Annotated in this window: 21 protein-coding genes and 1 pseudogene; 8 read left to right on the top strand and 14 right to left on the bottom strand. The window is 60.7% G+C overall.

Going from position 1 to position 25,982, the window contains the following annotated elements; all coding sequences use genetic code 11:
• Positions 1-8: 8 nt before the first annotated feature.
• The 3 genes and pseudogenes from M3A49_RS10585 to M3A49_RS10575 all read left to right on the top strand — a co-directional run.
• The gene (locus M3A49_RS10585) at positions 9-1,154 is read left to right on the top strand and encodes an SGNH/GDSL hydrolase family protein (RefSeq protein ID WP_266228629.1); all 1,146 of its coding nucleotides are present in this window, start codon (positions 9-11) and stop codon (positions 1,152-1,154) included.
• A 115-nt stretch (positions 1,155-1,269) separates the two neighbouring features.
• Positions 1,270-2,256: a cupin-like domain-containing protein gene (locus tag M3A49_RS10580; protein ID WP_266228628.1), complete on the top strand. Its 987-nt coding sequence runs from the start codon at positions 1,270-1,272 to the stop codon at positions 2,254-2,256.
• A 239-nt stretch (positions 2,257-2,495) separates the two neighbouring features.
• Positions 2,496-2,714, top strand: a pseudogene (locus M3A49_RS10575) (glycosyltransferase); the annotation flags it as partial.
• A 636-nt stretch (positions 2,715-3,350) separates the two neighbouring features.
• Here M3A49_RS10575 and M3A49_RS10570 read toward each other — a convergent pair.
• The 11 genes from M3A49_RS10570 to M3A49_RS10520 form a co-directional block, all read right to left on the bottom strand.
• Positions 3,351-4,427: a glycosyltransferase gene (locus M3A49_RS10570; RefSeq protein WP_266228627.1), complete on the bottom strand. Its 1,077-nt coding sequence runs from the start codon at positions 4,425-4,427 to the stop codon at positions 3,351-3,353.
• A gap of 33 nt (positions 4,428-4,460) precedes the next feature.
• Positions 4,461-5,567 (bottom strand): glycosyltransferase family 4 protein, encoded by a 1,107-nt coding sequence (locus tag M3A49_RS10565; protein WP_266228626.1) that lies wholly within the window; start codon positions 5,565-5,567, stop codon positions 4,461-4,463.
• 255 nt (positions 5,568-5,822) lie between these two features.
• Positions 5,823-6,917, bottom strand: a complete 1,095-nt coding sequence (locus tag M3A49_RS10560) for an acyltransferase family protein (protein ID WP_266228625.1) — start codon at positions 6,915-6,917, stop codon at positions 5,823-5,825.
• Positions 6,918-7,088: 171 nt separating this feature from the next.
• Positions 7,089-7,997 carry a glycosyltransferase family 2 protein gene (locus M3A49_RS10555; protein ID WP_266228624.1) on the bottom strand — a complete coding sequence of 303 codons (909 nt, stop codon included), beginning with the start codon at positions 7,995-7,997 and terminating at the stop codon, positions 7,089-7,091.
• Between the two features lie 172 nt (positions 7,998-8,169).
• Entirely contained in the window at positions 8,170-9,468 is a 1,299-nt protein-coding gene (locus M3A49_RS10550; protein ID WP_266228623.1) for an oligosaccharide flippase family protein, read from the bottom strand.
• Positions 9,461-10,861, bottom strand: coding sequence for a hypothetical protein (locus M3A49_RS10545; RefSeq protein WP_266228622.1), 1,401 nt, complete (start codon positions 10,859-10,861; stop codon positions 9,461-9,463). Before M3A49_RS10545 ends, M3A49_RS10550 begins: the two co-directional genes overlap by 8 nt.
• 63 nt (positions 10,862-10,924) lie before the next feature.
• Positions 10,925-12,142, bottom strand: a complete 1,218-nt coding sequence (locus M3A49_RS10540) for a glycosyltransferase family 4 protein (protein ID WP_266228621.1) — start codon at positions 12,140-12,142, stop codon at positions 10,925-10,927.
• Positions 12,130-13,257 (bottom strand): glycosyltransferase family 4 protein, encoded by a 1,128-nt coding sequence (locus M3A49_RS10535; RefSeq protein WP_266228620.1) that lies wholly within the window; start codon positions 13,255-13,257, stop codon positions 12,130-12,132. The genes M3A49_RS10540 and M3A49_RS10535 overlap by 13 nt, the downstream gene beginning before the upstream one ends.
• A gap of 330 nt (positions 13,258-13,587) precedes the next feature.
• Positions 13,588-15,831 carry a GNVR domain-containing protein gene (locus tag M3A49_RS10530; protein ID WP_266228619.1) on the bottom strand — a complete coding sequence of 748 codons (2,244 nt, stop codon included), beginning with the start codon at positions 15,829-15,831 and terminating at the stop codon, positions 13,588-13,590.
• Between the two features lie 67 nt (positions 15,832-15,898).
• On the bottom strand, positions 15,899-17,140 hold the full coding sequence (locus tag M3A49_RS10525) for a polysaccharide biosynthesis/export family protein (protein WP_266228618.1): 1,242 nt from the start codon (positions 17,138-17,140) through the stop codon (positions 15,899-15,901).
• A 130-nt stretch (positions 17,141-17,270) separates the two neighbouring features.
• Entirely contained in the window at positions 17,271-18,377 is a 1,107-nt protein-coding gene (locus M3A49_RS10520; protein WP_266228617.1) for a sugar transferase, read from the bottom strand.
• A 580-nt stretch (positions 18,378-18,957) separates the two neighbouring features.
• On the opposite strand from M3A49_RS10520, the gene M3A49_RS10515 reads away from it, so the two are divergent.
• From M3A49_RS10515 to M3A49_RS10505, 3 genes are all read left to right on the top strand, one after another.
• Positions 18,958-20,337, top strand: a complete 1,380-nt coding sequence (locus tag M3A49_RS10515; RefSeq protein WP_266228678.1) for a calcium-binding protein — start codon at positions 18,958-18,960, stop codon at positions 20,335-20,337.
• A gap of 128 nt (positions 20,338-20,465) precedes the next feature.
• Complete coding sequence (locus M3A49_RS10510) at positions 20,466-21,569, top strand: MraY family glycosyltransferase (protein ID WP_133188946.1); 1,104 nt, start codon at positions 20,466-20,468, stop codon at positions 21,567-21,569.
• 160 nt (positions 21,570-21,729) lie between these two features.
• Positions 21,730-21,864 carry an entericidin A/B family lipoprotein gene (locus tag M3A49_RS10505; RefSeq protein ID WP_028202094.1) on the top strand — a complete coding sequence of 45 codons (135 nt, stop codon included), beginning with the start codon at positions 21,730-21,732 and terminating at the stop codon, positions 21,862-21,864.
• A gap of 35 nt (positions 21,865-21,899) precedes the next feature.
• Here the strand turns inward: M3A49_RS10505 and M3A49_RS10500 are convergent, their stop codons facing one another.
• A complete protein-coding gene (locus tag M3A49_RS10500; RefSeq protein WP_266228616.1) occupies positions 21,900-22,592 on the bottom strand; it encodes a pyridoxamine 5'-phosphate oxidase family protein in 693 nt (230 codons plus the stop codon).
• 306 nt (positions 22,593-22,898) lie between these two features.
• Between M3A49_RS10500 and M3A49_RS10495 the strand changes: the two genes are divergently transcribed.
• On the top strand, positions 22,899-23,354 hold the full coding sequence (locus M3A49_RS10495; RefSeq protein ID WP_266228615.1) for a host attachment protein: 456 nt from the start codon (positions 22,899-22,901) through the stop codon (positions 23,352-23,354).
• A 62-nt stretch (positions 23,355-23,416) separates the two neighbouring features.
• Here M3A49_RS10495 and M3A49_RS10490 read toward each other — a convergent pair whose 3' ends face one another.
• Both M3A49_RS10490 and M3A49_RS10485 read right to left on the bottom strand, forming a co-directional pair.
• Positions 23,417-23,593, bottom strand: coding sequence for a DUF1427 family protein (locus M3A49_RS10490; protein ID WP_035512139.1), 177 nt, complete (start codon positions 23,591-23,593; stop codon positions 23,417-23,419).
• 28 nt (positions 23,594-23,621) lie between these two features.
• Positions 23,622-24,590: a quinone oxidoreductase family protein gene (locus M3A49_RS10485; protein ID WP_266228614.1), complete on the bottom strand. Its 969-nt coding sequence runs from the start codon at positions 24,588-24,590 to the stop codon at positions 23,622-23,624.
• 167 nt (positions 24,591-24,757) lie between these two features.
• Between M3A49_RS10485 and M3A49_RS10480 the strand changes: the two genes are divergently transcribed.
• A complete protein-coding gene (locus tag M3A49_RS10480; RefSeq protein ID WP_266228613.1) occupies positions 24,758-25,951 on the top strand; it encodes an acyltransferase family protein in 1,194 nt (397 codons plus the stop codon).
• The last annotated feature ends 31 nt before the right edge of the window (positions 25,952-25,982 follow it).

The following is a 25,982-nucleotide window of genomic DNA, read 5'->3' as shown; positions in this document are numbered from 1 at the left end:
AATGGCCTATGTCCCGTTCGCGTAGGGTTTTGCTGGTCGTGCTTTTCGGCGCACTGTCCGTCACCGGCCTTTTTGTCAGACTAGCCGTTCCCGGCCTGTTTCGCCGTGCGCCGGTCGCGGTGGCTAACGCGTCGGAGCCGCCATCTGGAAGGGTGCGATTGGCCGTGCTTGGGGACTCAGATAGCCAGTCCTACCACGACACACTCATGTTGGGAGATCCGCACGCGCGAGGGGGCCAGTGGCGCGCGACCACCTGGCAGTGGACGGAGGTGCTCGCCCAGTTGCGGGGAGACCAGATTGACCAGGGCAAATGGGGCGCCTGGGGAACCGGGAAGTATCGGGCCATTGCCAGCGAAGCGTTGGGTGCACTCGCCCGCACGCCCCCCAAGCAGGATTACCGCTATAACTTCGCGATTGGCGGCGCGACCTGCGGGCAGTTGATGGGTCAATCGCAGCGCCAGGCGATCCGTCTCGTCGATTTGATGGACACAGAACCACAAGCCTGGCGAGGGGGCATCGTGTTCATCCGGATTGGTGACAACGATCTCAGCAGCCACGAGCTATTTGATGAGTTGTCGCGCGATCCAACTGCATCGCACCCCTCTGCCGTGATCGACGCTTGCATCAAGTCAATTGGCGAAGCCGTCGCGCTGATCCGCAAATATCACCCGGATACCTATGTCGTACTCTCAACTACGGCCAGCGCCGCGGATTGGCCGGGCGAGTTCGAAAGCTGGCAATCCGCCAGAGAGATAGCCAATATCGATTCCGGCATAGATCGCTTCAACAATGGCTTGCGCGCGCTCACCGCAGCAGATCGCCATGTCTACGTTCTCGAAGATGAAGCGTGGTTCAGAAGCATGTGGGGCCAGCGCGACGATCGAGGTCGTCCAAATTACAAGACGGTTCATCTGTCGCCTGGCTGGGCCATCACCAATACCTCCGGCGACGATCCGCACAATGTCTTCCTTTCAGACAGCCATGCCGGCGTAGTCTGGAACACGCTCTGGACCCAGTACTTTGTCACTTCGCTGAACGCCGCTTTCGGGCTGCATATCAAACCGATCACGGACGCCGAGATCGTCGATTTTCTCCGGCCAAGCTTCAGAGCCGCCGACCCAACATCGGTGACTAGCCAGGAAGCGGTCAAGTAGACCGCTCATCCCCGGGTAAACGCCAAAACCGGCTTGGATGTTCGTCAGCGCACATCTGGCCCACGGTCGCGATAGTAGCCTGCAAGCACTACCCTCTAACCTGCGAAGGTGTGCCATGTCTGTGACTAGCAATGGTGCGACGTTGGCCGATGCATCACCCCAACTAACCTCAGACGGACTATTTCTGCACGCTCGCAATCAGGAATTCAAAAGCAACTTCAATCTGCATCCTTTCAAATTCAATCATGTGTTGCACGAGAGCGGCCTGTTCGAGATCCCCAGGATCGCCGAAGTCGCCGAACGGATGCTTGAAAAGAATGGCAATGTCCGCGCGATCAACTTCAAGAATAGCTCGCTGGAATCCAGGTTCAGCGCCATGCCGCATAGCACACGGCTGAAAGAAGCGTTTGCGAGCGTTCACGAAAACGACTCATGGATCAAGCTGACTCAGGCACACCTTTACGACGCGGATTACGCCCACGTCCTTGACTCGATTACAGCCGAGCTCGAGGAGTTGTCCGGTTATCCGCTGCGCAGCGACATCACCCTGGTGACGATGACATTGCTGGTCTCGTCGCCAAAGATCTCGACACCCTTCCATATCGATCACGAAACCAACTTCCTTTTTCAGTTGCAGGGCTCGAAGGACGTCTGTCTTTTCCCCGCTACCGATCGCGAGGTGGTGCCGGACCAGGAAGTGGAGCGCTACTACGCCGGCAACTTCGAGGCTGCGCGCTATCGCCGTCAACTGCAGAACCGCGGAACGATCTTCCGGCTCAATCCGGGCGAAGTGGTGCATCACCCTCCATTGGCGCCGCATTGGGTCAAGAACGACGACAACATTTCAGTGAGTATCAGCATCAACTACTGCATGAAGTCGCTCGAGCGACGCGCACGGGTTTATCAGGCTAACTACGTTCTGCGCATAATGGGGCTGAAGCCGATGCCGCCCGGAGTTTCGCCATTGCGTGACAGCTTGAAAAGAAAGGTCATCTCGACGCTCGAACACCGCCATCCCAAAACGTTCGCGGAAGTCGTTCACTCGCCAGTGACCCGATTGAAGTCGCCGCTGAACGCGGTCCGGCGTCTGGTCAAACGCTGAACGCTCGCGATTAAATCGTTACGCAAGGTCAGACAACTGCGGCATCGGCGCGAGGTAATCATGGACTAGATCGGCCGCACTCACTTTCTGGCTCCTGAGCCTCTCTTGAGGGAAGCGTCAACCTCGCCAGCGGGCGCGCGCGAGACGACTGTGCGGTCCAATCCCGCGCTTGCGGAGGTTCCCTCGGTTAGTGAGCCCTGCCTGTTGTCGCTCTCGTGCCGTTCTATAACGAGGAGGAGATGATCGGCGCGTTCTTCAGTACGGTCATTCCTGTACTCGAATCGATCGACGGAACCGCGTTCGAAATCGTCTGTGTGAACGACGGCAGCCGCGACGACACGCTGCGCATGCTGATCGGCATGTTGAAGAAGGCGGATAGCCGCATCCGTGTCATCGACCTGACGCGCAACTTCGGCAAGGAGGCCGCGCTTTCGGCAGGGCTCGACGAAGCGCGCGGTCTCCGGAAGCACCTGCCGGCCTTCCCGATCAAAGACGTACAAATCCTTTTGCCCGTGGATTTGAAGAATGAAATTGCATTCCCGATCGATGTGATACGCCGTCACACGCTTCGGTGACGTCACGAAAATGATGAGGTCTTCCCGCTTGATCTGCGATTCGATGTCTGGAACTCGAGCGATTCTGGACGATCGATCACAACGCGCCTAACTATAGACCCGAGTTGCAGGACAGGGCGAAGACGTGCAGACTGGCTCCCGGAAACGGCGTTCACGTTCCTGTCAATTGCCCCCATTGGTTGAAGAGCCGCGACAATATCTCGGTAACGTTGAGCGTAAATTTTCGGTTTCTCAACACGCTGCGCGCGGACGTCTATCGAGCCAACTGTTACCTCCGAAAGCTTGGCATCAACCCCACTCCGCCTGGACGAAGCGCCATGCGGGATCGCGCCAAGGCCGCGGCCTTCTCGGCGGTGAATACCGCCCGCCGCGTCGCGAAGTCCGCCCTGCAAGGAAGCGACTGGTCTTACCGTCTTGCCTTGGGCCGCCGAGGCGGCCCTTGTTGTTGTACGCACAAGCAATCGGGATCATTTGCTGCCCCGCTTGCGTGCCCAATGGTGTCCAGCACGAACCAGCGAATCACCCGACCTTTTCAACCAGGGCTCTCCAGCTAGCGAGTATCGGTTCGCGCGCAAAAATCTCGAGATGCGCGCGTGCCTCGAAGATTCGCCGAACACGCTCCTCGTCCGGCATTTCGGCTAGAGAACGCATACCGTAAGCGATGGATTCGCGAGCAAGCGGATCTGCGCACAGCATCGCGCCGCCGCCAACTTCCGTCAGGATGCTCCCGCGGGAAACGAGACATGGCAAGTCGTGCTCTATAGCCTCGATCACCGGCATTCCGAATCCTTCCAGCAGACTCATCAGCACGAAACCGGATGCGTTGCGATAAAGCCAGCGAAGCTCGTCATCTTTGGTATATCCCGGCATCACGACACCCGGAGATTGCCTGCCGAGTTCAATAGCGGCGTCGGCACCAGGCTCGCGCCCTCCGACAATGACATACTGCCACCCTTTCTCCACCAGCCCGCTTGCCGAGAACGCCTCAATACAACGGGCCTGGTTCTTGCGATCTCCGATACTCCCCACCGTCAACAGAAACCGGCGCGAAACGCCGTCCAGCCGACGCCCCTCTCCTTCCTTGACCCCCAAACGGGTTGGAATATAGATGACGTTCGACGAGGCAAAGTCATTGCCGTACAGCGCGTGAAATTCTCGCTGAGACGTCTTGCTGACGAAAACCATATGGGGCTTCATTCGCCGGATCTCGTCATAAGCCCGAACGTACAATTCATTGACACCGGGCGCGAAATATTCAGGATGGGTGATCGGACCGACATCGTGGCAGAGCACAATGTCTCGTGCTTCCAGGCGATGGCGCACGACGCTGAGTGGGTCGAGATGCAGCGTAGGACGTGGATCGCGGATTACCGGAAAAAGTGAAACAAAGCGCGACCTGTTGACCCGCGCAATGGTTTCCTTGTGTGTCAATCGACCCACGATCCGGCGCATCAGATCACTATGGGGAAATTCGTGAAATCGTCCGTAGTGGACCCTCGCCACTCTGGCGCCGAGCGTTGAAATGATGTCCTTCCCCAAAAAAAGTTTGCCGGTTCGATCATTGAGCGCCAATGAAAAGTCGACATCAATAGACATTACGTGCCCCCAACAACGCTTTCTATAAGGAATTCAGCCGCTCACGGCCTTCACGGTATCGAACATGCTGCGCGCCGCCTGTCTCCAGGTGAAGCCGCCAGCCTGCCGGAGCCCGGCGGATATCAGGGACTGCCGCACAGGTTCATCGTTGAGTACGGTCAAAACACTCATCCGCCAGGCGTCCGGGTCGAACGGATCGGCATAAAGCACCGCCTTGCCGCAAACTTCCGGAAGCGCGCCAAACGGCGCAGCGACGACCGGACAACCCAACGCCATCGCCTCCAGCGGCGGCAGACCAAATCCTTCCGTAAGCGAGGGACAGGCAAGTGCGCCGGCATGGGTCATCAGTCCAACGAGCTCGGCATCGCTAATGCGGCCGGTAAATCGCACGTTGGAAGGCACGACATGCCCGAGATTTTCGAAGTCGGCCTGCGTCGCACCGCCGAACAGCACGAGTTTGACGTCGCTCAGTTGTGCGCTGGCGAAGGCCTTGAGCAAAATGCCGATGTTCTTGTGTTTCTGGGTGTTCGCGAGTGCGAGCACATAGCGCCGCGGCCTCAGGCTCAACGCAGCAAGCTGCCGCGCGTCGGGCTGGACCTGCAGAACATGGTCGCAGCCGTTATGCACAACGACAATCTTGTCGGCGTTGGCAATGCCATAGCGCACAAGCTCGCCTTTAGAGAACTCGGATACGGTAAAGATAATCTTGTGCCGTTTGCCGATGAAAAAGTAGAGCGATTTGTACCAAAGCCGAAAAGGAAGCGAATAGGATTCCGGGGCCGAATACACTTGGGCGTCATGTATCATCGTCGCGGAATTCCGATGAATCAGTGGCCCGAGGTTACAGAGGTTAAGAATGAAGTCCTTTCTGCGGGCCAGCGGAAGATAGCATTGCTCCCACGCGATCCGGTGAATTTTGCGAACCCAGCGACTCTCTCGGACGCACGAAATGTTGCGGTAAGTCGGAATCTCGACGTGTTCTCTGACTACGAGGGCACAATCAACGCCGCTGCCGCCTTGCCCGGCAATCAACGCGTCGGCCGCAGCAACGAGTTGCTCGGCAACCTTGTGCACGCCCGTCGGCGCCGCCCCGAAGAACTTGCCGTTGAGTGCTATCGTCTTCGACGCGATCGTTTTCATAGCCTACCCCCACCTTCAAGCATCAATTCATTTCGCACAATGTGCTGGAACCGATCAGATCGCCGCTCTGACGGCCGCGACAATAGCCCCAGAGGTTCCGAACAGTACTCGCGCAACGCGATCTCCGTCCTTACACGGGACAATGCGCTTTTCTCCGACAGGTATGCTATCGACACGGCCAGCGCGGGACTGCTGGATACCGCACGCAAACGCGTGCTTGTCCAGCCTGCACGCGGGGGGGCGCCGCGTACCGGCTCAAACGCGTGTATCGGCCGCCCTGGTGTCGAGAACCGCTTTAGGCGTCGATCGGCCAAATCGGGAAACGAGCCAGGCGCGTATGGGCGTATCGATGAAGCGCATGATGAGGTAACTGGCCAGCAGGATAGCGGGCAAGAACACGGCGGCCTCCAGAATCGGATCCTTTCTATGCATCAACTGCTGATAGATGCCGTTGAGCCAGACAAACGTGGGGTAATGCAACGCGTATACCGGATACGACAGTTCGCCAAGAACGAGCGCGGCAGCCCGCACAGGCCCGGTGAGCGCAATCGAAGATCCGCCGAGGATCAGCAACGGCATCACGGCGGCAGCCCACAGCCACTGTACGAAGAAGGGGATCTGGCCATTCCACCCCATAATGACCATGGTCGCGATGCACGCTGGAAGAAATAGCGATTTCCAGATCGCCAACGAGAGCAGGCCGAATTTCACATGACCGTGATAAATCAGCACGCCCAGATAGTAAGCGCCAAATACACGTGGAAAGCCGGAAAGGAAAGTCTGCGGCGTATCGCCTCCCATTCCGAACACCGCGGTAAGCGCATAGCCCGCGATCGCCACGACGAGCGCGAACTTCATTCCGTCGAATCGGCGGGTGAGCATCCAGAAAAGATTGACGACCAGCTCGAGGAAAAGCGTGTATTCGGGGCCATTGAGCGGAAACACCTGCGGCCCTCCAATTGCATGCGGAGCACCGAAGGTCGGAATGCACGATAGACCGAGGAGCGTGGCGGCCGCGAGCCAGCCTGGAGGAATGTCGGAATCGTGAAGCAGAACAGATCTCGCCGCCAGATACGATGCACTCAACAGGGTTCCGATCACTATCATCGGAATCAGCCGTATGAGTCTGATACGCGCGAAAAGCGCACCGCTCATCCCTCTTTCGAAGCGGCCACGGTACGCCACACACAGGACGTAACCCGATAGACCAAAGAAGAAGTCGACAGCAATGCCCGCGTTGGGGGCCAACCATGGGATCCCCAGCCAATGATTAAGGTGAAAGAGCAGGACCGATATGGCTGCGAGGCCGCGCAGGCAATCTGGCACCGCCAAATGGGAGTCTTTGTTCATCGCGTGCGACTAACACCGGCTTTTTAGACAACCTTCTCCGTTACTAACATGTTTCTGAATCGGAAGGACCTTCAAGGACTTGTGCATAGCGTACGGCGCAACCAGGCGCGCCCCTAGCGCTTGTTCATCGATTGCGTACGGTCAGGCACAATGCCGGCAGCTCTCGACGCGCTAAAAGCTCTCGGGTCGTTCAGGCGTCAGCTTTCCACGAAAAAAGTCCCACAATCCGATCAGATTCCCCATTAGACGCCCTCGCCGGTCGATCCATGGCTCCGGTGCAAAGCTTCGCACAACGTTACTCGCGATATTGCGTATGACATGATCGACCGCCGGGCGCAAAGGCATCGTCTTCTTTTTCACCAGATAGAACGGATTGATAACCTGCGAATAACCCAGTTTGCATCCGGACACCCTGCCGCGTTTGACTCCCAGGTGCACGCCGAGAGCCGTGTTGATACGCACGACGAGATAGCCCCGATTCCAGATCTGGCCTCCGAAATCGCGATCCTCCTGCCAGCCATACAGAACGAGGCGCTCATCAAAGCGCAGGCCCGCGATGCTGCTGGCGCGGAACGCCATGTTGCACCCGTAGGGACCACCGGTTGGCGCGACGATCAACCTTTCCGGAAGATCGCCGATCCTGGCAACGATAGCGCGCCCTTCTTCGACGGAATAACCTGGCCCATGAATGCCATCCGCGATGACGGTTCCGGTGACACAGGCAATGGATGGATCGCTATCCAGCGCCTTGAGGACTTCCGCAATCCACCCGCTATGCATCAGAAAGTCATCGTCCAGAAAAATCACGACCTCGACGTCGTCCGGCACATGGTTCAATGCATGATTGCGTTGCGTCGTGAGCCCAGGTCGCCCCTTCAGCACGATCATTCCGGGTTGGACTGACAGGTCGCCAACGTCCTCGTCCGAGACGCAGGAGACGATGATCAGATCAGGTTTAACCGTTTGCAAGTCGACGAAGGCAACGACGTCCTTGAGAATGTCTGCGCGACCACGAGTGGCGAAGATCAGGCAGATTCTCGGATCCTTGCTGGATGAACAATGACTCATTGCTTCGGCCATCGTGACTCGCGAACTGAATCTCGATTCCATTGTTGACCTCATCGACGATTGCCCGCAGAGATGCGGACGACGCGGCATCGGCACGCGAGGCATCCCACTCCTGCCCGCCGCAAGCACCCGCAGAGCTCACGCGTACACGAAAACGAATGCGCGAGACGATTCGCAGACCTCGTTATTCGAGCCATCTTCCAAATCTCGCCGGCAAAGAGAAACCTTCGTCGATTCCAAGGATCTCCCGGAACAAGCCTGCTCTCCAGATCCCGAAAATCAACATAACCAGCAATGATCCTTCCGCGAGAATTCGCGCGTACACCATACCTGCGGCCCCCCAGTGGGTGGCAAGGGGTATGGCCGTCACCAGGTTCACCACTGCGCTGATCACACCGCTCCAGGCAAGCAACTTCTCAAGTTTGCGGGGAATCAGGAAATAGATACCGAGTACCCGCGTGCAAACGGTAAGCGGCAGAATGAACACCAAAATGTTAAGAACCGGTACGGCATGACCGAGCTCCGGTCCAAATACTAGTGGTATGAGCCATTCAGAGAGCAATCTTGTGAGGATCACTCCGGCTACCGCTCCGACAAAGAAAATGGCAAATGTTCGCCGGGCAAGCAGATTTGCTCTTGCCGGGTTACGGGTGACCAGATACATCACCTTCGGTGCCAGAATCTGCGCGGCGGGCGCCATGATACTCAATGCCGCACCCACCAGGCGCTCAGACAGACCAAAGGCACTCACTTCCTGGGCCGCGGCCAGCAGCGATAGAATGTAGGTCGATGCATCGAGCACCAATATCGCTGTTCCGCTGTAGATGAAGATCGTAGCCGACCGCTTGATCAGGCCCACGGCTGCACTTACGGGTGAAATGAAGCCGCTGTATTCTTTTCGAACAAGCCAATAAGCTACCAGCGTCTGAATCATGCTGGAGGCAAAAATCACGGGGAACGCCCGGTCGACATCAGCCGGCTTCCGAATGAAGGTAAATATCAGTGCGAGCGAAAGCACGAGCCCCAGTACTTCGATCAGGACATTTGTCCGCGGACGTCCCGTGCTGGTGAAATACCAACCGATATTGAAGGCGCACAGCAGCCCTCCGGCGACGACGAAAAGGCCTGCAAGAGGCACATTCGCAATAATTTCCGACCTGCTAACCGCAATGCCGCCGACAATCGCAGCGGGAATGGACAATAGCAGCCGGGCCGTAAACTGATCCCGAAAAATCGTATCGCGTTCGCTCGCGATTTCGGTATGGACGATATCCCGTCCTCCGATGGTCGAGAACCCGAAGTTGACAACCAGCCAGAGCGCACTGGAAAGTGACAGCCCGGCCAACACCACGCCGTAACCACTCGAACCCAGCACTCTTCCGTAGTAAGGAATCAGGATGAGGGGGTACAGGTAGCGTACCGCGTACGAAAAATAAACAGCCAGCAGTTCAAGCTTTGAAAGCGACGCGTGTACCTTATTCATGAGCCCCCCTGGCAACCCATCCGCCACGCACGGGCACACGTCGCAGCACACGCGGCGGGAGTGCGCCCGCTGCGGCCGCAAATATGTAGAAACATGTACCCAACTCGAAGACGCTAAGCGAGGCCGAAGCCACGATCAACGTCGCAATCATGGCGTGCCGCGCCGCATAGCAGACGGCCCGCTCCGTGAAGGGGCAATGGGCAGGCACCGGCACCAGTAGAGTCTTGCCAAGGAACATCCCATAACACACCACACCCACGACACCAAGGCTTCCCACCAGCACCACCAGAAAGCTCGACGCACGAATGCTGCCCAGCCCAACGCCTATTCCATACGTTTCGAAGAAGTTGGTGATACCCTGGGCATTCCACCCCATCCGCTCAACGCCGGAGTCACTACCCGCCTTGCTCAGAATCGCGGCGTCGACGAAATCCCCAAGCACTTTCACCACCCCCGGCAAAAAGACGATCACGTAGAGCACGCCCAACAAACCGGCACATGCCGAGATAACCCACAGCCGTTGCTTGCGCACGGTAGCGAAACGCGAGATAACACCGGGCCGGCTGAGGAGCAGTACGAACTGATACGCCCCCAAACCAACATACGCGGTTCCCGAAGTCGACAACAGCAGGAGGCACCCCGTTGCAATCGAAAGCGGACCGGACCGTTTCGTGCGATAACCGACGAGCCAGAGATTCAGGCAAAAGATAAAGAGCGGCAGCGTAAAAGCCGCAAAACCCGAGGTTTCACTGAATGTACCGCTGATGCGAACCAGTCCGGCCATTTCCTGGCCGGTCAAGTCGGCGAACTGCGCCGTCTTGACGACCGAGAGGATGTCGAGGCCCGCCGCGTGCGCAACGATATCGATCAGGCCAGCAAGCGCGTCAAGCGAGGCGAGCAGGAAGATGGCGTTTGCTAGCGTCCGGTACACCCCGCGATATTTCAGGAACGCAAACATGGAGCAATACACCACGAGGTCGCTAATGCAATAGATCGTCTGAGACAGATTGCCGGAGACGGGGCCAAGCGGTTGCAATACGATGAACTGGCTGCTGCGGTCGACAGGGAACACCAGTGTCGCGCCGCTCAGCAAACGCGGCAGCAGGATGGCACCGGCGACACCCCACAGGCAGGTGCAGAGCAGCCAGAAGCCGGGCTTGCCCTGCGCGACCGCGTCAGCAAGCCCCTTCCCGCCCGCGAGATTGAACGCCCTGAGTGCGAAGAATGCGAGAAAAACTTGCGCGGGCAAAATGCCGATTCCGCCCAATGCGAGCGCGAGTGTGCATCCAAACAGCGAAAATGCCGCCATCCCGTAGATCACACCGCGAAAGGGCGCGTAGAGCGCCGCCAGTCCGGCGACGAACACGATGACTCCGAATATCGTCAGTTCCACTTGCCGAAACCCCCATCCGTTCACCCAGTATTCGTGAGTGAACGATCTCGTTATCGCGCCAACTCAGGCTGAATGCCAGCGCCGCACCACTGGCGGCGCATCAGCAAACCCCTTGTCGGCATCCATTGCGCGCTCCACGACGCTTAAAAACTCCTGCTTGAATCGCTCTTCCGTAAAGCGCATCGCATTACGACGGCAAACTTCCGCTTTGAGCGGTGGCTGCCGCTCGAAACGCTCCACCGCATCGACGATCGATTCCACGCTCTGCTCGCCGAAGAAGAGCCCCGTGCCGCGTTCGGGGTCCGGCGAATCCACCACGATCTCCCGCGACCCTCCACGACCCAAAGCGATGACCGGCGTGCCACAGGCCTGCGCCTCGACAACCGAAATGCCAAAGTCCTCTTCTGCGGCGACGACGAACGCCCGCGCACGCTGCATGTAGTCCACCAGGACCTCGTCGGGCTGATAGCCGAGCAACGTCACATTGGGCGTCGCGCACGCCTTGACGCGAGCAAAGTCGGCGCCGTCGCCGATCACCACGAGACGCCGCGACGGCATCGCGGCAAATGCCTCGACAATGAGCGGTATTCGCTTGTACGGCACCATGCGTGAGGCAATCAAATAGAAGTCTTCATGATGGTTACTCAATTCGAACCGGTCCACATCGACTGGCGGATAGACTACGGCGGCTTCGCTGCCGTAGGCCTTGCGAATGCGCCGCCCCACAAATGCGGAATTGGCGACGAAGGCGTCCACGCCATGCGCCGTGCGCTGGTCCCAGATACGCATGTAGTGAAGCAATGCACGCACGATCCAGCTTTTCATGCCGCGCTGCAGCCCGGCCTCGCACAGATACTGATGCTGCAGATCCCACGCGTAGCGAATCGGCGAATGGACATAACTGACGTGCACCTGGTTCGGCCCCGTCAAGATGCCTTTCGCCACCGCATGGCTCGAAGAAATCACGAGATCGTACGACGAGAGATCGAACTGCTCGATGGCCAGCGGCATGAGCGGAAGGTAGCTGCGAAACGATTTGCGCGCCCGCGGCAAATGTTGAATAAACGAGGTCGTGGCATGTTTGCCACCCAGCACCCCACGCATCGACTCAGGGAAGAAATCGACGACGCTGTATAGATCCGCCTGTGGAAACAGCTGAAGAATCTGCGCGACTACCTTTTCAGATCCCGCGTAGGTGACGAGCCACTCATGCACGAGCGCGACACGGCCGAACCGGCGTGTATCGTTGGCAAGATTGGATGCAAGCGTTACGTTAGCCACGGCGAGATCTCCTCGATCAACCTGGTGGCAGTCGCTTGCCAGGTTAGTTCTGCAGTCCGGGCGCGGCCTCGCTCGCGCAGACTGTCACGCAATGCGGCATCGCTCGTGATTCGTTCAAGCAAGCTCGCGAGCTCCGCAGGATCGTCCGGCGAGGTGTAGAGCACGGCGTTGCCGCACGCCTCCTGGACAGCCGGCAACCGCGAAGCGATGACGGGGCAGCCAAGCGCCAGCGCTTCGACTGGCGGGAGTCCGAAACCCTCGTAACGCGACGGATACACGAAGCACGCCGCGCGCCGATAGAGCCCGGCGAGGTCGCCGTCACTCACGTACCCGAGATGCTTCACGAACTCGGGCAACGCGTCCTGGCCCGTTCCGTAGACTCGTGCATCGCCCCCACCCACGACAATGATGTCGAACTGCGCATCACGGATGAGCCGTGCGGCCTCGGCCACAAGCTGAAAATTCTTGTGACGGTTGAGGCTGCCCACCGCAAGCACAAATGGACGCTCGTCGAACGTGCTTTCCGCCTTGCTGCCATCCTGTTGCACACGCAACATGTGCTCGCCGCTCTCCGGCACAACGCCGATCTTGTCGGCAGGAATCCGGTATGCGTCACACAGCTCACGCCGCGAAAATTCGGACACGGTAATCACTCGCCGCGATATGCGGCCAAGACGCGGCGCCATCAGGCGATACCAGGCAACAAAGGACCGGCTGTAGCTGTCCGGCACGCGCGCGGGCGCCGCGTCGTGCAGCACCGTGATTTGACGGCGATACCACAGGGGCCCGGAGTTGCAGAGATTGAGCAGCAACCGGCCGCGTGCAGCGTGCGGCAGCGACAATTGTTCCCAGCGCAGGCCACCGCCCTTTCCACTCGCGCGCAGCGCGACGTGCCGAAACGGATTTGGCATGGCGGCCAGCGCGTCGGGTACGATGATCTCGGTCCGCAATCCGGCGACGCGCGGGTCGCGCAACTCGATCAATTGATCGAGCGCCCGGATTGTCTCGAACGCAAAGCGATCGACACCCGTCGCGCGGCGACCCAGGAAGCGGCCGTTAATCATCAGATTGGGGGCAAGCACGTGTTTCATCCCAAGGTGGAAGGCATCGCTCACGGCTGGATTCGACGGGCCACGCGATGCAATTCATATGTCTTGAAGTGTCGCCGGTCTTCGCACCGGCGAATGTTCGCCGTCGCTCATGTCACGCCAACTCACGTATCCAGAGCCGGTCCTGGAGAGTCGGTTGCGAATTGCGATGGAACGTAGCCGCTAACGCGATTGGCGGATCCGGTCAAATGACGGATGACTGAAAGCATCCAGACCGTCGGTGAAGTAGGCTGAAGCAGGGTGACTCCGCTCCAGCCCAAGAGGCGCCGCTTGACTGGCAATTCGATGGACCGCGGCGCGGCCACCGAAGAGCACACGACTGCCGGCAGAAACCCGCTATTCCGCCCTTGCACTCCCTGTATCCTTGGCAAAGCCGTAGCTCGAATAGCCGTACGCGGCATATTCGTTGCCATAGCGTCCCGGACGCGATGTCATGTCGTTGAAGATCACGCCGCGAATTGGCACGCCAACCTGTTCAAAGCGACGCACGGACTCGCGCAGATCGGCTACGCTCGTCGCGCCCTGGCGCGCGATTACGAACACTGTCCCCGCCAGTCTCCCGATGATCCCGGCGTCGGCCACCGGCAAAATCGGCGGCGCGTCGATCAGCACGAGCTCATACGTCGAATTGGCCCACGCCACGAAATTCCTGAAAGCGTCTTTTCGCAGCAGCTCGCTGGCATTGGTCACATAACCTCCGGTCGCGACGAAGTCGACGCCCGGCATCACATCGCGATTCACCACGTGGTCATAGCTTTGGCAGTGTTCGAAGATGTTAGTGACGCCTGGCATACTCGGCACCGCCATATGCTGGTTCAGCGAGCCACGCCGCAGATCCGCGTCGATCAGGAGCACACGCTTGCCCGACGCACCGAATACGGCCGCTAGATTGAGCGAGACGAACGACTTGCCGACCATCGGTGTCGGCCCCGCCAGCAGCACGACCCGATTGTCTGCTTCCTCCAGCGAATGTTCGAGCGCGCTGCGGAAGCTGCGCAGGCTCTCGACCGCCGGGTCGAACACGGCCTGGTGCGCGAGCACCGTGTTCGCGCCCGGCGCGCCGTGCGGCAAACGACGCGCAAGCGAATGCTGAATGCGGCTGCGCGGTACGGCCGCGAAGACTGCCAGCCCGGTGCCCGCTTCGATCTCGTCCACGACGGAGACGCCGCGGTTGAGCCTCTGACGCAGCAGCACGAGCGCAGCGCCGGCAAACAATCCAGTAAAGACGGCCGCGACCACGATAATTGCGCGCTTCGGCCGAATCGGTCCTTCAGGCGGTACCGCCGCGTCGATCATGCGCACATTCGACACGCGCCCTGCCTTGATCAGGCGCAACTGCTCGCGGCTGTTCAAAAGATTTGTGTAGATGTTCGTATCGACGGTCACTTCCCGCTGCAGGCGCACGAGCTGCTGCTCCACCGGCGGCAGCGCGCGGGTCTGCCCAGCCAGGTGTTCCAGCGACTTCTCCGCTTCGGACAGTTGCCCGTTAATGGCGACGAGAGCCGGATTGTCGTCGGTGAAACGGGCCATCGCCTGCGCGCGTTGCTGTTGCAGATCGGCGATACGCTGCTGCGCCAGCGCCGAACTCTGCAATAGTGCCGAAGCTTCGGCGTCCAGATTGACGGCGCCGTGCTCCGAGCGGAACGTGTTGAACTCGTTCTCGGCTTTCTCAAGCTGGGCCTTGAGCAGAGGCAACTGCCGGTCGAGGAAGGCAATCTGCTTTTCCGCTTCTTCCTGCGTGCGCTGGGCGTTCTGCCGGATGTATTCGTTGCCGATCGCGTTAAGAATGTTGCTGGTGAGTACCGGGTCTTCACCATCCAGCGCAACACCAATGACATCGGACTCCTTGCCCTTTTCCGTAATGGCGACCGCCGTCTGCAGCCCCTGGATCGCGCTCAGTTCGGACAGGCGCATCAAGTTGAAGACCGTGCCCGGTTGCCCATCGATCCGGCCCACGACGAGGTCGATTGAGCCGCCCACCGTCGGCGCTTGCAGCGCTTGTCCTACATGCCCTTCGAGCGTGATGCCGCCCCCCTCGAGCGTGTAGGCCCCGTTGCCCCGGTAGGTCAAGACGAACGGTCTGCCTTGCAGGCGCGTCGGCACGTCGAATTGCGTTACCTCGATCGCCTCGTCGCCCCATGCGTAACCGCCCCATCCCGACCAGCGGTCGAGGCTCAGATGTCGCGCAGCCCAGCGGCCCACCACGGGGAAATAGCGTGGCGTTGCCTTGATATAGAGCTTGGTCGCATCCACGGCGGACGACACGACCATCCGCGAACGCAATACCTCCATTTCCGCCGATGCCTGGGTCTTGACCGCAAACTGGGAGGAAAGATCGGCCAGTGCCGATTTCGCCGCGTTCGGGCTCTCCTCCACCTGAATGAGCATGTCCGATTGATAGACGGGGGACGCCAGTACCGCATAGAGGGTGCCGATAAGCGTAAAGATCAGCGTAACGATCAGGATCGTCTTGCGGCCCGCGTAGAGGGTATCCAGCAGATTGCCCATATGTCCGCCGTCGGGGGCAATCGGCATGATCGTCTCCACAGGCCCTTCAAGCAGGTAGTCACGGTTATTCATCTTGTTCCCCCGAAAGCGAACAGGTCGACTGACGCGGTTCGTGTGGTTTGTATTGTTCATGTGCGCATCAGTATCCAATCGCACGGCTCGTCGCCGCGGCCTGGGTCGTCGGCAAAATCAGGCTGATGACACGACTCCACTTCACGAGAGTAGACGTATCGACGAACACGACATCATTGGGCTTGAGCTCGAACGAATCGGCCGTGGCCATTGCAGAAGCGCTGCTGGCGTCGAGATGGAACACGACCGGCTGGCTGGTATCGCGTCCACGCACGACATACACCTGCGAGGCATCCCCCGACGCCTGGTTGATCCCTCCCGCGTTGCCAAGTGCCTCGTTGAGCGACATACGCCCGTTATTGAACATCACGCCGCCGGGACGCTCGACCTCGCCGACCACGAAAACCTTGCTGTCAGTCTGTGCAAAGATCCGCACAAGGTCACCATCGTGCAGAATGATCCGGTCGGGATTGAACCCCTTGCGGATCATCGCCGGCATATCGATATCCACTGTGGTGTCTCCACGTGTCACAGACACATGCGAGCGGTCGGCGTTGCTCGTGAAGCCACCGGCCCGGTTGATCGCCTCGGGCAACGTCATCGGTCGATCGTTGAGCACCTGCACGCCAGGCGTCTTGACCTCGCCGTCGAGATACACGCGCTTGCTGCGATATGTCTCGATGCGCACGGTAATCTGCGGCTGACGCACGTATTTCGCGAGTTTCCCCGCGAGGATGTCGCGCACGCCCATCTCCGAGAGACCGGCGACTTTCAGCGGACCAATATAGGCATACTGAATAAAGCCGTTGGTATCGACGGTGTAGCCGGACGCAACCGAACTGGCGCCCGAAGGACCGTCGCTGCCGCCGCCGCCCGCGGGGAGGTTGAGTTCGGGGTGATCCCAGACCACGATAGTGAGAATATCGCCAGGGCCGATTTCATACGGAGTGGCCTTGGCAAACATCTTCTCCACGTCTGCGGGAATGCCCTTGGGTCGCGCTGCAGCCTCCTTGTCCACGAGGTCCCTCGTGATCTCGACGAGCGTACCGGATGGCGCACCCGCGATTCCCTTGGCCACCACGCTATCGGGCACCGCCGTGCCAGATGCCGCACCGGCGCCCGGATTCGCCCCGGCGCCACCCGCTCCGGAACTGTACGTCATGCCCGGCGCCAGGGCACAGCCACTCAGCGCCGTGAGCGCCAGGCAAACGGCACACGCGGCCCCGCGGCGCAGCGCGCCCGCCAGTCCGAAATCCCGCACGACACGCGCGTGCGCAGTCCCGATCCAGTCCATCGCGTTCAGTCCCATCGCAACACCCCCAATCCGTTACACGCGTTCCGGGTCATGCCGTGTGGCCCGGATACCTGATATGTCAACCGCGACTCGCACTAACACGTTTGCAGTCCGCTTTCTGTTCCGATTGCGACTCGTTTGCATCTCAATACGCGCCGTTCCCACGGATCACCACGGAAAACGTCTTGAACAGAATCCCGATGTCCTTCCGGAAGGTCCAGTTCTCCACATAGGAAACGTCGAGCAAAACGCGCGTTGCGTAGTCGATATCGTTGCGCCCACTCACCTGCCACAGGCCCGTGATACCCGGCGTGGCCATCAAGTAGTACTTTCTCGCCTCGCCATAGCGCTCTAACTCCTGGTCGATGATCGGGCGCGGGCCGACAAAACTCATCTGGCCGCGCAGGACGTTCCAGACCTGCGGCAGCTCATCGAGGCTCGAGCGGCGCAGAAAGTGGCCGATCCGCGTGACGCGCACGTCGTTCTTCAGCTTGAATTCACGCTCCCATTCGGCGCGGGCTTCGGGATCACGCTCGAGCAGATCCTTGAGCACCTGCTCCGAGTTCACCACCATCGACCGGAACTTGAGACAGCGGAATTTCTTGCCATGGCGGCCTACGCGCGTATGCCCGTACAACGCCGGCCCGCCATCGCGCTTGACCAGCAGCGCGAGCACGACGAGCAGTGGCGAGAGCACGACGATCGCACTCACTGCCGCCACGATGTCAAAGACGCGTTTCAAGGCATGCCCGACGACGGCACTGCGAACCGTGTCGCGCGCACCGAGCTCGAGAGACTCCCGGCGCCACCATGCACGCGTAACGCGTAACACACTGAATTCCGAAAAGAACAGGGTGTGCGACAGCAGCAGGGAAATGCCCGTCGTCAATGTCCAGTACATGAACCACGGCAGCGCCAGCAGATGATCGTGATGAATCGCATAAAGCAGCACGAGCCCGCAAAGCTGCACCGCGAGCCAGGCGAACGCCGTGCGGCCCGCGACGCTGAAAAGCGACCGGCTGCCACGTGTGCCATAGGTCCCGCAGGCGGGAAAGACCGAGAGGGCGAGCGCCGCGCAAAACGCCACCAGCGTGGGATCGGGGTGATGCACCGCGGCCACCTGTCCGAAATTGAGATTCAGGTGTACGGCGCATATGGCGCCCACCACGATCAGCACGACATCGACCGTACGTTGCAGCACGATATCGACCGTACGTTGCGTAAGCTCTGACCGTTGCATAAGCTCTGACATGTCCCTGCCCCAATGCGTGTCGTGTTCGTCAGACGTTCATGGGCTGGCGCGGTCGCCCGCCAACGGCGAACGCACGGAAATCCCCGTCTCAGGCGATCCATACGTCCGTGCCGCCTGCCCCGATAACCCACGACAACACATTACGGCGCGAGCGACGCAGGAACCGTGCGCAATCCCACCAACAGTTTCTGATCGTCGATGCTTCATAATCCGAACCATGGGGGGGCGCTCTGCAAGCCACAATGCGAGCGCTGCGTTATGTGCGCAAGCGCACATAACGCAGCGTCTCTCGCGACGCCTGGTTCGGCTAATTGATATGAAGGATTACTTAATGATTATTCTGGAAATCGCGAAAATCGGTTCTATTTTCATTATTCGATCGCGACACCTGTGGTAGACGGAATCTAATCTCCTGCTGAATATCTATCCGTTCGCCGTCGCACACATGATGCGCCCAATGACACGGCAAAATGCCTTCTGGCTGCGCCTCCAGTGGCAAGCCAACTGAAATGCCGGCGTGGAGCAAGCAAGCGCGCGTAATCGGTAGCCGGCAACCGTTCCACGCGAGGAATACGCCGTGATGCATTCCGTAGCAACCAGCCATCGTCTGCTCACCGATACCGCCAGTTCGCGACACGCGAGCCACCCGAAACGGACCCGGCCGTTCGGCATGCGTACCATTGAAAGCTTCGCGGCAGGTATCTGCGCGCTCGCGTGCGCAACGGCGGTGCAAGCCAGCGACGCTGTGCATGCAATGCCAGCCGAGGCATTCCTCCAGACGCTCGCGGTCGTCACCCACGTCAGCTACACCGACGGCGCGTACGTCAATGTGCACAACGTCGCCGACGACATGGCGTGGCTCGGCATCCAGCACGTGCGCGACTACGCGCCGGGCTCCTCCATTCCGTTCTCGAGCTATGTCTATCTCGCGCAGCGCGGCGTGAAATTCAACTTTTTGATGGGCGCGGACTTCGAGAAGCACATCGGGCAGGTTGCGAAGCTGAACACCGAGGTGCCCGGCAGCGTCGCGGCCATCGAAGGCCCCAACGAACTCAACAACTTTCCCGTCGCTTACCAGGGACTTACCGGCGCCTCAGCCGGGCTCGCCGTGCAGCGCGACCTCTACGCACGTGTACACGGCGTGCCGGAGCTTAAGGGGGTGCCCGTATACGACGCGACCGGCTTCGAGCCCAAGTCAGTCGAGACCCGTGCGGCTTCTGCCGACTACGCGAATCAGCATGTCTACCCCCAAAACGGCGAACAACCCCTCTGGAATGCGAACGGCGACAAGTGGATGCTGGCTGCTATTCACCTCGGCCAGAGATTTCAGTTGCCGCTCGTCATCACCGAGTTCGGCTACTTCTCTTTGCCGCAGGCGGGCTGGTACATGCTAGGCGTTGACGAGCCGACCCAGGCCAAGGGCGTTCTCAACGGTTATATGGATGCGGCGGCGGCGGGTGTGAAGCGGCTCTACGTCTATGAACTGCTCGACGAAAAGCCCGATCCGACGCGCAAGAACGACGAAATGCATTACGGACTCTTTCGCAACGACAACAGCCCCAAGCCGGTGGCCTACGCCATTCGCAATCTCACGTCGATCCTGAATGCCAACACCACGCGACGCACAAGCGCAGCGGCGCGCAGCACGCTCGCCTATACGCTTTCGGATATGCCGGAATCGGCAAACAGCCTCCTGCTGCAGAAGAAGGACGGCCGCTTCGTGCTGGTGCTCTGGAACGAAACGCTCATCTGGAACCGGGCGACGGGTACGCCGCTCGCTAGCCCACCCGCGCGTGTCAATCTCGACTTTGGCGAAAAGGCCAGGCGTGTCGACCTTTACGATCCGCTCGCTTCGTCGGAGCCGCTCGAAAGCCATCGAGACCTGCGCCAACTCGCCGTGGACGTACCCGATCACGTCATCCTGCTCGAGATCACACCGGCGAACACGCCGGGAACCTGAGCGCACTGCCAGGCAACGCATTTCCTGACCGGAGCGGACACACCGCACCGACCGCAGGAGGTTCGGGCGTGCGCCGTGTCCGCCTTTGTATAATCGCGCATTCCTCCTTCCGGTCGCGGTTTCCTTTCATGCTCAGTTTTGCCCTCGGCTTTCTCGTTTCATTGCTGGTCACGCTGCTGATCGTGCGTTACGCGCATCTGCATGAAAGGTTCTCCGTCGACTCCGATCTCGTGGGCGTGCAGAAATTTCACGTGCGGCCGGTGCCGCGCATCGGCGGAACGGGCATCCTGGCGGGGCTCATCGTGGCGGCTGCGCAGTTGCACGGGGCATATCCGGCCGTCTCGGGCGGCATACTCGGCATCGTCGCGTGCGGGCTGCCCGCGTTCGCCTCGGGGCTCATCGAAGATCTGACCAAGCGCGTCTCGCCGCTTGCGCGCCTGCTCTGCACGATGGCCGCCGCCGCGCTCGCATTCTGGTTCCTCGGCATCGCGGTCACGCGCATCAGCGTGCCGCCGCTCGACTTCCTGCTTTCCTACGCGGCGATTTCGTTCGTCATCACGGTGCTCGCGGTCGCGGCGCTCGCCAACGCGATCAACATCATCGACGGCTTCAACGGCCTCGCCTCGATGGTCGCGTTCATGATGTTCGCCTCGCTCGCCTACGTGGCCTTCCAAGTGCACGACCCCGTGGTGCTTTCCGCGTCGTTCATCATGATGGGCGCGGTGCTGGGCTTTTTCATGTGGAATTTCCCAGCAGGCCTGATCTTCCTCGGCGACGGCGGCGCGTATTTCATCGGCTTCATGCTCGCCGAACTGTCGATCCTGCTCGTCATGCGCAACCGCGACGTGTCGGCGTGGTATCCGGTGCTGCTCTTCATGTATCCGATCTTCGAGACCTGCTTCTCGATCTACCGGAAGAAGTTCGTGCGCGGCATGTCGCCTGGCATTCCCGACGGCGTGCACCTGCACATGCTCGTCTACAAACGCCTCATGCGCTGGGTCGTGGGCGCGCGCAACGCACGCGAACTCACGCGGCGCAATTCGCTCACGTCGCCCTACCTGTGGCTGCTTTGCCTGATCGCCGTGATTCCGGCCACGCTGTTCTGGCGCCACACGCTGCATCTGTTCTGTTTCGTCGTGCTGTTCGCGCTCACCTACGTGTGGCTCTATGTGAGCATCGTGCGCTTTCGCTCGCCCAAGTGGCTCGTCGTGCGCAGGACGCGCAAGCGCTGAGAACGGCTTGATCTCACGCATGCGCCGCCGCGCAGCCTCGGCGCATGTGTCCCCGCTTCGCGCGTAAAATCGAAAAGGCACGGCGGCGCGCATGCCTCATGCCCGCCGCCGCTTTCATTTGACGCTTATTTAACGTCCATTCGATTCAGGGAGAGCCCATATGAGCCGTTATCTCGCGTTTGCGCTTGCACTGTTCGCCGTGACGCTCGCCGCGTGCAACACCATTGCCGGGGCAGGCCAGGACATTTCGAAGGGCGGCCAGGCCATCACCAACACTGCGGACAAGGCCAAGTAAGCCGCTTGCGGGTGAGTTGCGGTGCGAGCGCCCGCTTACGCCGCCGCGCCCTCGCGCAGCCGCGCAACCTCCGTCTCCAGCTCGCGCACGCGCACCTCGCGTTGCGCGGCAACCTCTTTCAGCTCGCGAATGCGCGCGTCGCGCTCGTCTAACGCCGATTTCACGTCCGCCGCCTCGAAGCGCTGCGGAATGTGCTGCGGACAGTTCATGTCCCACGCGTGCACCGTGAAGACGATCACCCGCTCGGCGCGCGCCTTGTAGCCCGCGGGCATCAGCTCCTCGACCAGCGCCGGGTCTTCGACCACGCGCGCGCGGCCCCAGATTTTCACGCGCCGCCGGCGCGCATAATCGATCACGAACAGATGCGCCTTCGGGTTGTCGGCGAGGTTGCCGAGCGTGATGTATTGCTGGTTGCCGATGAAGTCGGCGAAGGCAATCGTGTGCTCGTCCACCACGTGCAGAAAGCCAGCCGGGCCGCCGCGATGCTGGATGTACGGCTGCCCTTCGGTATTCGCGGTGCCGAGGAATACGCTCGTCTGCGCAGCGATGAATTCCTGGATTTTGGGCGTGAGCGCCACGCCCCACGCGTGATCGCGCTCCACGCTCGCATAGAGTTCGCGCGAACCCAGGCGCTCCTGCATCGCCTTGACCGTCGGCGTGAAGGCGATGTCGCTCGGATAACGGAGGATGCGATCGGGGGTCGAGGCGGTCGAGTCGTTCGGGCTCATGTCGGACTCCAGTGCAGCGGGCTGCGGAGTCTAAAGGCTAGGCGCTTCCGCAGAAAAAGATAATCCACCGCCGACAAGAATCATCCTCCCAAATTCTGGAAGGGCAAGCCGCCAGCGGGCACGCGGCTCGCCGTTCCGACACTTTCGCGCCTCGCGCGAGCGCCAGCGGCGCGTCGACGAGCGCGGCGGCATTTCCCGCGCCGTGCGGCCCGAAGCGCGCTACCCTTGGTGTTCACGCCGCGTGGCGCGAGTCCACTCAACCGCCCGGCGGCCGCATGCGCCGGGCGCCATGACAGGGAGTCGAACATGTCGAAAACGATCTGGATTGTCGTCGCCAACCGTGTGACCGCGCGCATTTTCGCCGCCGAAAGCCCGCTGGGCGCCATCGACGAAGTCGAGACGCTGCTCCATCTGCAAGGCCGCATGTCGGACGAGAACCTCGTGACCGACAAGCCGGGACGCACCACCGACCGCGTCGGCTTCGGCCGCAGCGCGACCGATCCCGACACCAGCCAGCACGACCACGAAGCCACCGTGTTCGCGGCGGAGATCGCGACGACGCTCGCGAAGGCCCGCAACGATGCGCGCTACGGCACGCTCGTGCTCACGGCGCCGCCCGCGTTTCTCGGCGTGCTGCGCAAGGCGATCGACGCGCAAACTCGCAGCCTCGTCACGCTCGAACTCGACAAGGATCTGGCTGCGCTCGACGCGCGGGCGCTGCGAGCGCGTCTGCCCGAGCGGCTCGTGCGGGCCGGGGCGTGAGCCAGCCCGTCGGCAAAATCCGCGCGGGCGATATCCGGCGCGGTGAGTGAGGCTTGCCCCGCTCACCCCGCGAGATGCGCGACGCATGCGCGCACGACGCCGATGACGTTCTCGCCCGCCAGCATGCCGAGCAGCCCGACGAGCGCGATGGTCGGCGGCGCGGGCGATTTCACCTGCAGCACGTTATAGAGCAGCCCCGCGAGCGCGCCGACCGCGAACGACACCAGATACCCCTTCATCCTCATCTCCCGTTCGTTCGAGCGGCGCTCACGCCATGTCAATCACGACGCGCCCAGCCGTGCCCGCGGCGACCGCCTCGTAGGCTTCGCGCGCCCGCGCGAGCGGAAAGTGCGCGGCCACGACGGGCGGCTCGAACTGGCCCGCGTCGAACGCTTCGGCAATAGTGCGCATGAGCGGCGCGGATTCGGCCACGCCGAGCTTCGCGCTATCGGCGCCGAGCAGCTGCGTCTCGTTGTGATAGAAGTCGATGAGATCGAACTCCACGCGCCGCTTGCCCGTTGCGCTGATTTCGACCACGCGGCCCCGCCGCTTCGCAAGCGAGAGCGCCAGTTCGAACGCCACGCCGCCCACGGCGTCGTAGACCACGTCCGCGCCGGCTCCCCCCGTCAGCTCGCGTACGCGTTCTGCCGTGTGCTCGTTCATGGGAACGAAGGCGTCGATGAGTCGCGCGGCCGGCGACCCGGCAAGCGGCGCCTCGCGACCCACGCCGATCACGCGCGCGCCGCGCGCCTTCGCGATCTGCGTAACCGCACCGCCCACCCCGCCCGACACACCGATCACGGCGATCGTTTCGCCCTCGGCGAGACGCGCGAAATCGACGGTGCCCAGCCACGCCACCACGAAGTTCACGCCGATCGACGCGGCCTGCGCGTGCGAGAGCGCCGCGGGCTTGCGCGCGAGCGCAGCCACGGGCACCTCGATGAACTCGGCGTGCGTGCCGTCGCGCGTGAAGCCGATGTCTCCACCCGTGCCCCAGACCTCGGCACCAACCCACTCCGCGGGGCCTGCCACCACCACACCGCTGAAGTCGCGCCCCGGCACCCGCGGCGGCACCGTGTGCTCGAAATGGCCGGCGACGTTCTTCACGTCGCTCGGGTTGACCGAGGCGGCGCGCACCTGCACGAGTGCGCTGTCTGCATTGGGCGCGGGCGTCGGCAGATCGACGTACTCAAGCACGTCGGGTTTGCCAAAGGTTTTGAACTGGATGGCTTTCATGGCTTCTCTCCGTGGGATTGGTTTTCGCGCGACTGCATACGCGTACGCAAGCCAATGTAGGTTGTTGCAGCCCGGTTGTGCGGACAGATGCTTTCGAATTCCGGACAAGGTAACTCTTTAGCTAATTGCTAGCTTGTGTACGGTCACACACAAAACTAGGCACACGCGTGCGTTTCGGCAATGTCAGAATAGCCGCGATCAAACGCAGAGCATCCGTCCCGGCCGCCATCGGCGAACGCGCAGACCGCGCACCCAACATGCAAAAGTTAAAGTCCCTTACCGTGCTGCGTGCTGTTGCAGCGATAACGGTTATCTTCTTTCACATCATGTCGCCGACCGGACACACGTTCGGCGAATTTGGCGTCGACATTTTCTTCGTGATAAGCGGGTTCGTCATCGCCCTCGTGCTGGACAACCCCAAATTGACCACACAGCGCTTTCTCGCGGACCGCATTGCCCGCATCGTGCCGCTGTACTGGGTGCTGACGTTTGGCGTATTCGTCGGAGCACTCATCGCTCCTGCGTTGTTGAATTCGACGACCGCCGACCTCGGGAATCTGCTGAAATCGCTGTTTTTCATCCCCTATCGCAAGGAAAGTGGCCAGATATTCCCGATGTTGTTCGTCGGCTGGACGCTGAACTACGAAATGCTGTTCTACGTGGTCACGGCCGCCTCGTTGATGCTGGTGCGCCGTCACCGCCTGCTGTTCACTTCTGCGCTGATCCTTGCGATCTTTTGCGCGGCGAAGGCATGGAACTCGCACGGCGTGTTCACCGCGTTCTATTCGAATCCGCGGATATTCGAGTTTCCGCTCGGCTTCATTGCCTATCAGCTCTGGAAGTTCGGAGTCCGGATCAAGCTGCCGCTTGCCGGATGCATGGCAGTTGCATCCTATGCATGGATGGCCTACATCAACTGGCACGACCTTTCCGACGCACCGTTGCTCTATTACGGCCTTCCGGCTTTCGTGCTGATCGCCAGCACACTGAGCCTGGAGTCGGCGATGGGCTCCGGCCCGTTGACTCGCGCAGCGATATTCATCGGCAACGCGAGTTATGCCATTTATCTGAGCCATCCATATTGTGTAGAAGCCGCGCGCAAACTACTGCCGAAAGCTCTCGACGGCTTTGACACGACTGCGCCGCTCGGGGTGGCGGTAACGATGATCGTCGCTACGGCGATGGGCGCCGCGCTCTACCAGTTCGTCGACTGGCCGCTGCACAAACACGCGCGTCGTCTGTTGCACGCTGTGCCGACCATACGGTTGCGCAGATCGCGCACTCCCGGCGCGAACGATACAGGCACGGGCGCCCAGGAGGAACCGGCCGGCGACGTGCCGGTCAACGAGGACGCGAACTGAACAGCGAAGTGCGCGGGCAGCGAGCGATCAA

It is taken from the genome of Paraburkholderia sp. CNPSo 3076, from assembly GCF_026343935.1.
GTDB classification, from domain to species: Bacteria; Pseudomonadota; Gammaproteobacteria; order Burkholderiales; family Burkholderiaceae; genus Paraburkholderia; species Paraburkholderia nodosa.
Note: the sequence above shows the minus strand (reverse complement) of the source record. Positions and strands in the feature narration are given on the sequence as shown.

Coding starts and splice junctions, on each gene's coding strand:
- M3A49_RS10585 (WP_266228629.1), top strand. CDS start 9: ATGTCCCGTTCGCGTAGGGTTTTGCTGGTCGTGCTTTTCGGCGCACTG.
- M3A49_RS10580 (WP_266228628.1), top strand. CDS start 1,270: ATGTCTGTGACTAGCAATGGTGCGACGTTGGCCGATGCATCACCCCAA.
- M3A49_RS10570 (WP_266228627.1), bottom strand. CDS start 4,427: ATGTCTATTGATGTCGACTTTTCATTGGCGCTCAATGATCGAACCGGC.
- M3A49_RS10565 (WP_266228626.1), bottom strand. CDS start 5,567: ATGAAAACGATCGCGTCGAAGACGATAGCACTCAACGGCAAGTTCTTC.
- M3A49_RS10560 (WP_266228625.1), bottom strand. CDS start 6,917: ATGAACAAAGACTCCCATTTGGCGGTGCCAGATTGCCTGCGCGGCCTC.
- M3A49_RS10555 (WP_266228624.1), bottom strand. CDS start 7,997: ATGGCCGAAGCAATGAGTCATTGTTCATCCAGCAAGGATCCGAGAATC.
- M3A49_RS10550 (WP_266228623.1), bottom strand. CDS start 9,468: ATGAATAAGGTACACGCGTCGCTTTCAAAGCTTGAACTGCTGGCTGTT.
- M3A49_RS10530 (WP_266228619.1), bottom strand. CDS start 15,831: ATGAATAACCGTGACTACCTGCTTGAAGGGCCTGTGGAGACGATCATG.
- M3A49_RS10525 (WP_266228618.1), bottom strand. CDS start 17,140: ATGGGACTGAACGCGATGGACTGGATCGGGACTGCGCACGCGCGTGTC.
- M3A49_RS10520 (WP_266228617.1), bottom strand. CDS start 18,377: ATGTCAGAGCTTATGCAACGGTCAGAGCTTACGCAACGTACGGTCGAT.
- M3A49_RS10515 (WP_266228678.1), top strand. CDS start 18,958: ATGCATTCCGTAGCAACCAGCCATCGTCTGCTCACCGATACCGCCAGT.
- M3A49_RS10510 (WP_133188946.1), top strand. CDS start 20,466: ATGCTCAGTTTTGCCCTCGGCTTTCTCGTTTCATTGCTGGTCACGCTG.
- M3A49_RS10505 (WP_028202094.1), top strand. CDS start 21,730: ATGAGCCGTTATCTCGCGTTTGCGCTTGCACTGTTCGCCGTGACGCTC.
- M3A49_RS10500 (WP_266228616.1), bottom strand. CDS start 22,592: ATGAGCCCGAACGACTCGACCGCCTCGACCCCCGATCGCATCCTCCGT.
- M3A49_RS10495 (WP_266228615.1), top strand. CDS start 22,899: ATGTCGAAAACGATCTGGATTGTCGTCGCCAACCGTGTGACCGCGCGC.
- M3A49_RS10490 (WP_035512139.1), bottom strand. CDS start 23,593: ATGAAGGGGTATCTGGTGTCGTTCGCGGTCGGCGCGCTCGCGGGGCTG.
- M3A49_RS10485 (WP_266228614.1), bottom strand. CDS start 24,590: ATGAAAGCCATCCAGTTCAAAACCTTTGGCAAACCCGACGTGCTTGAG.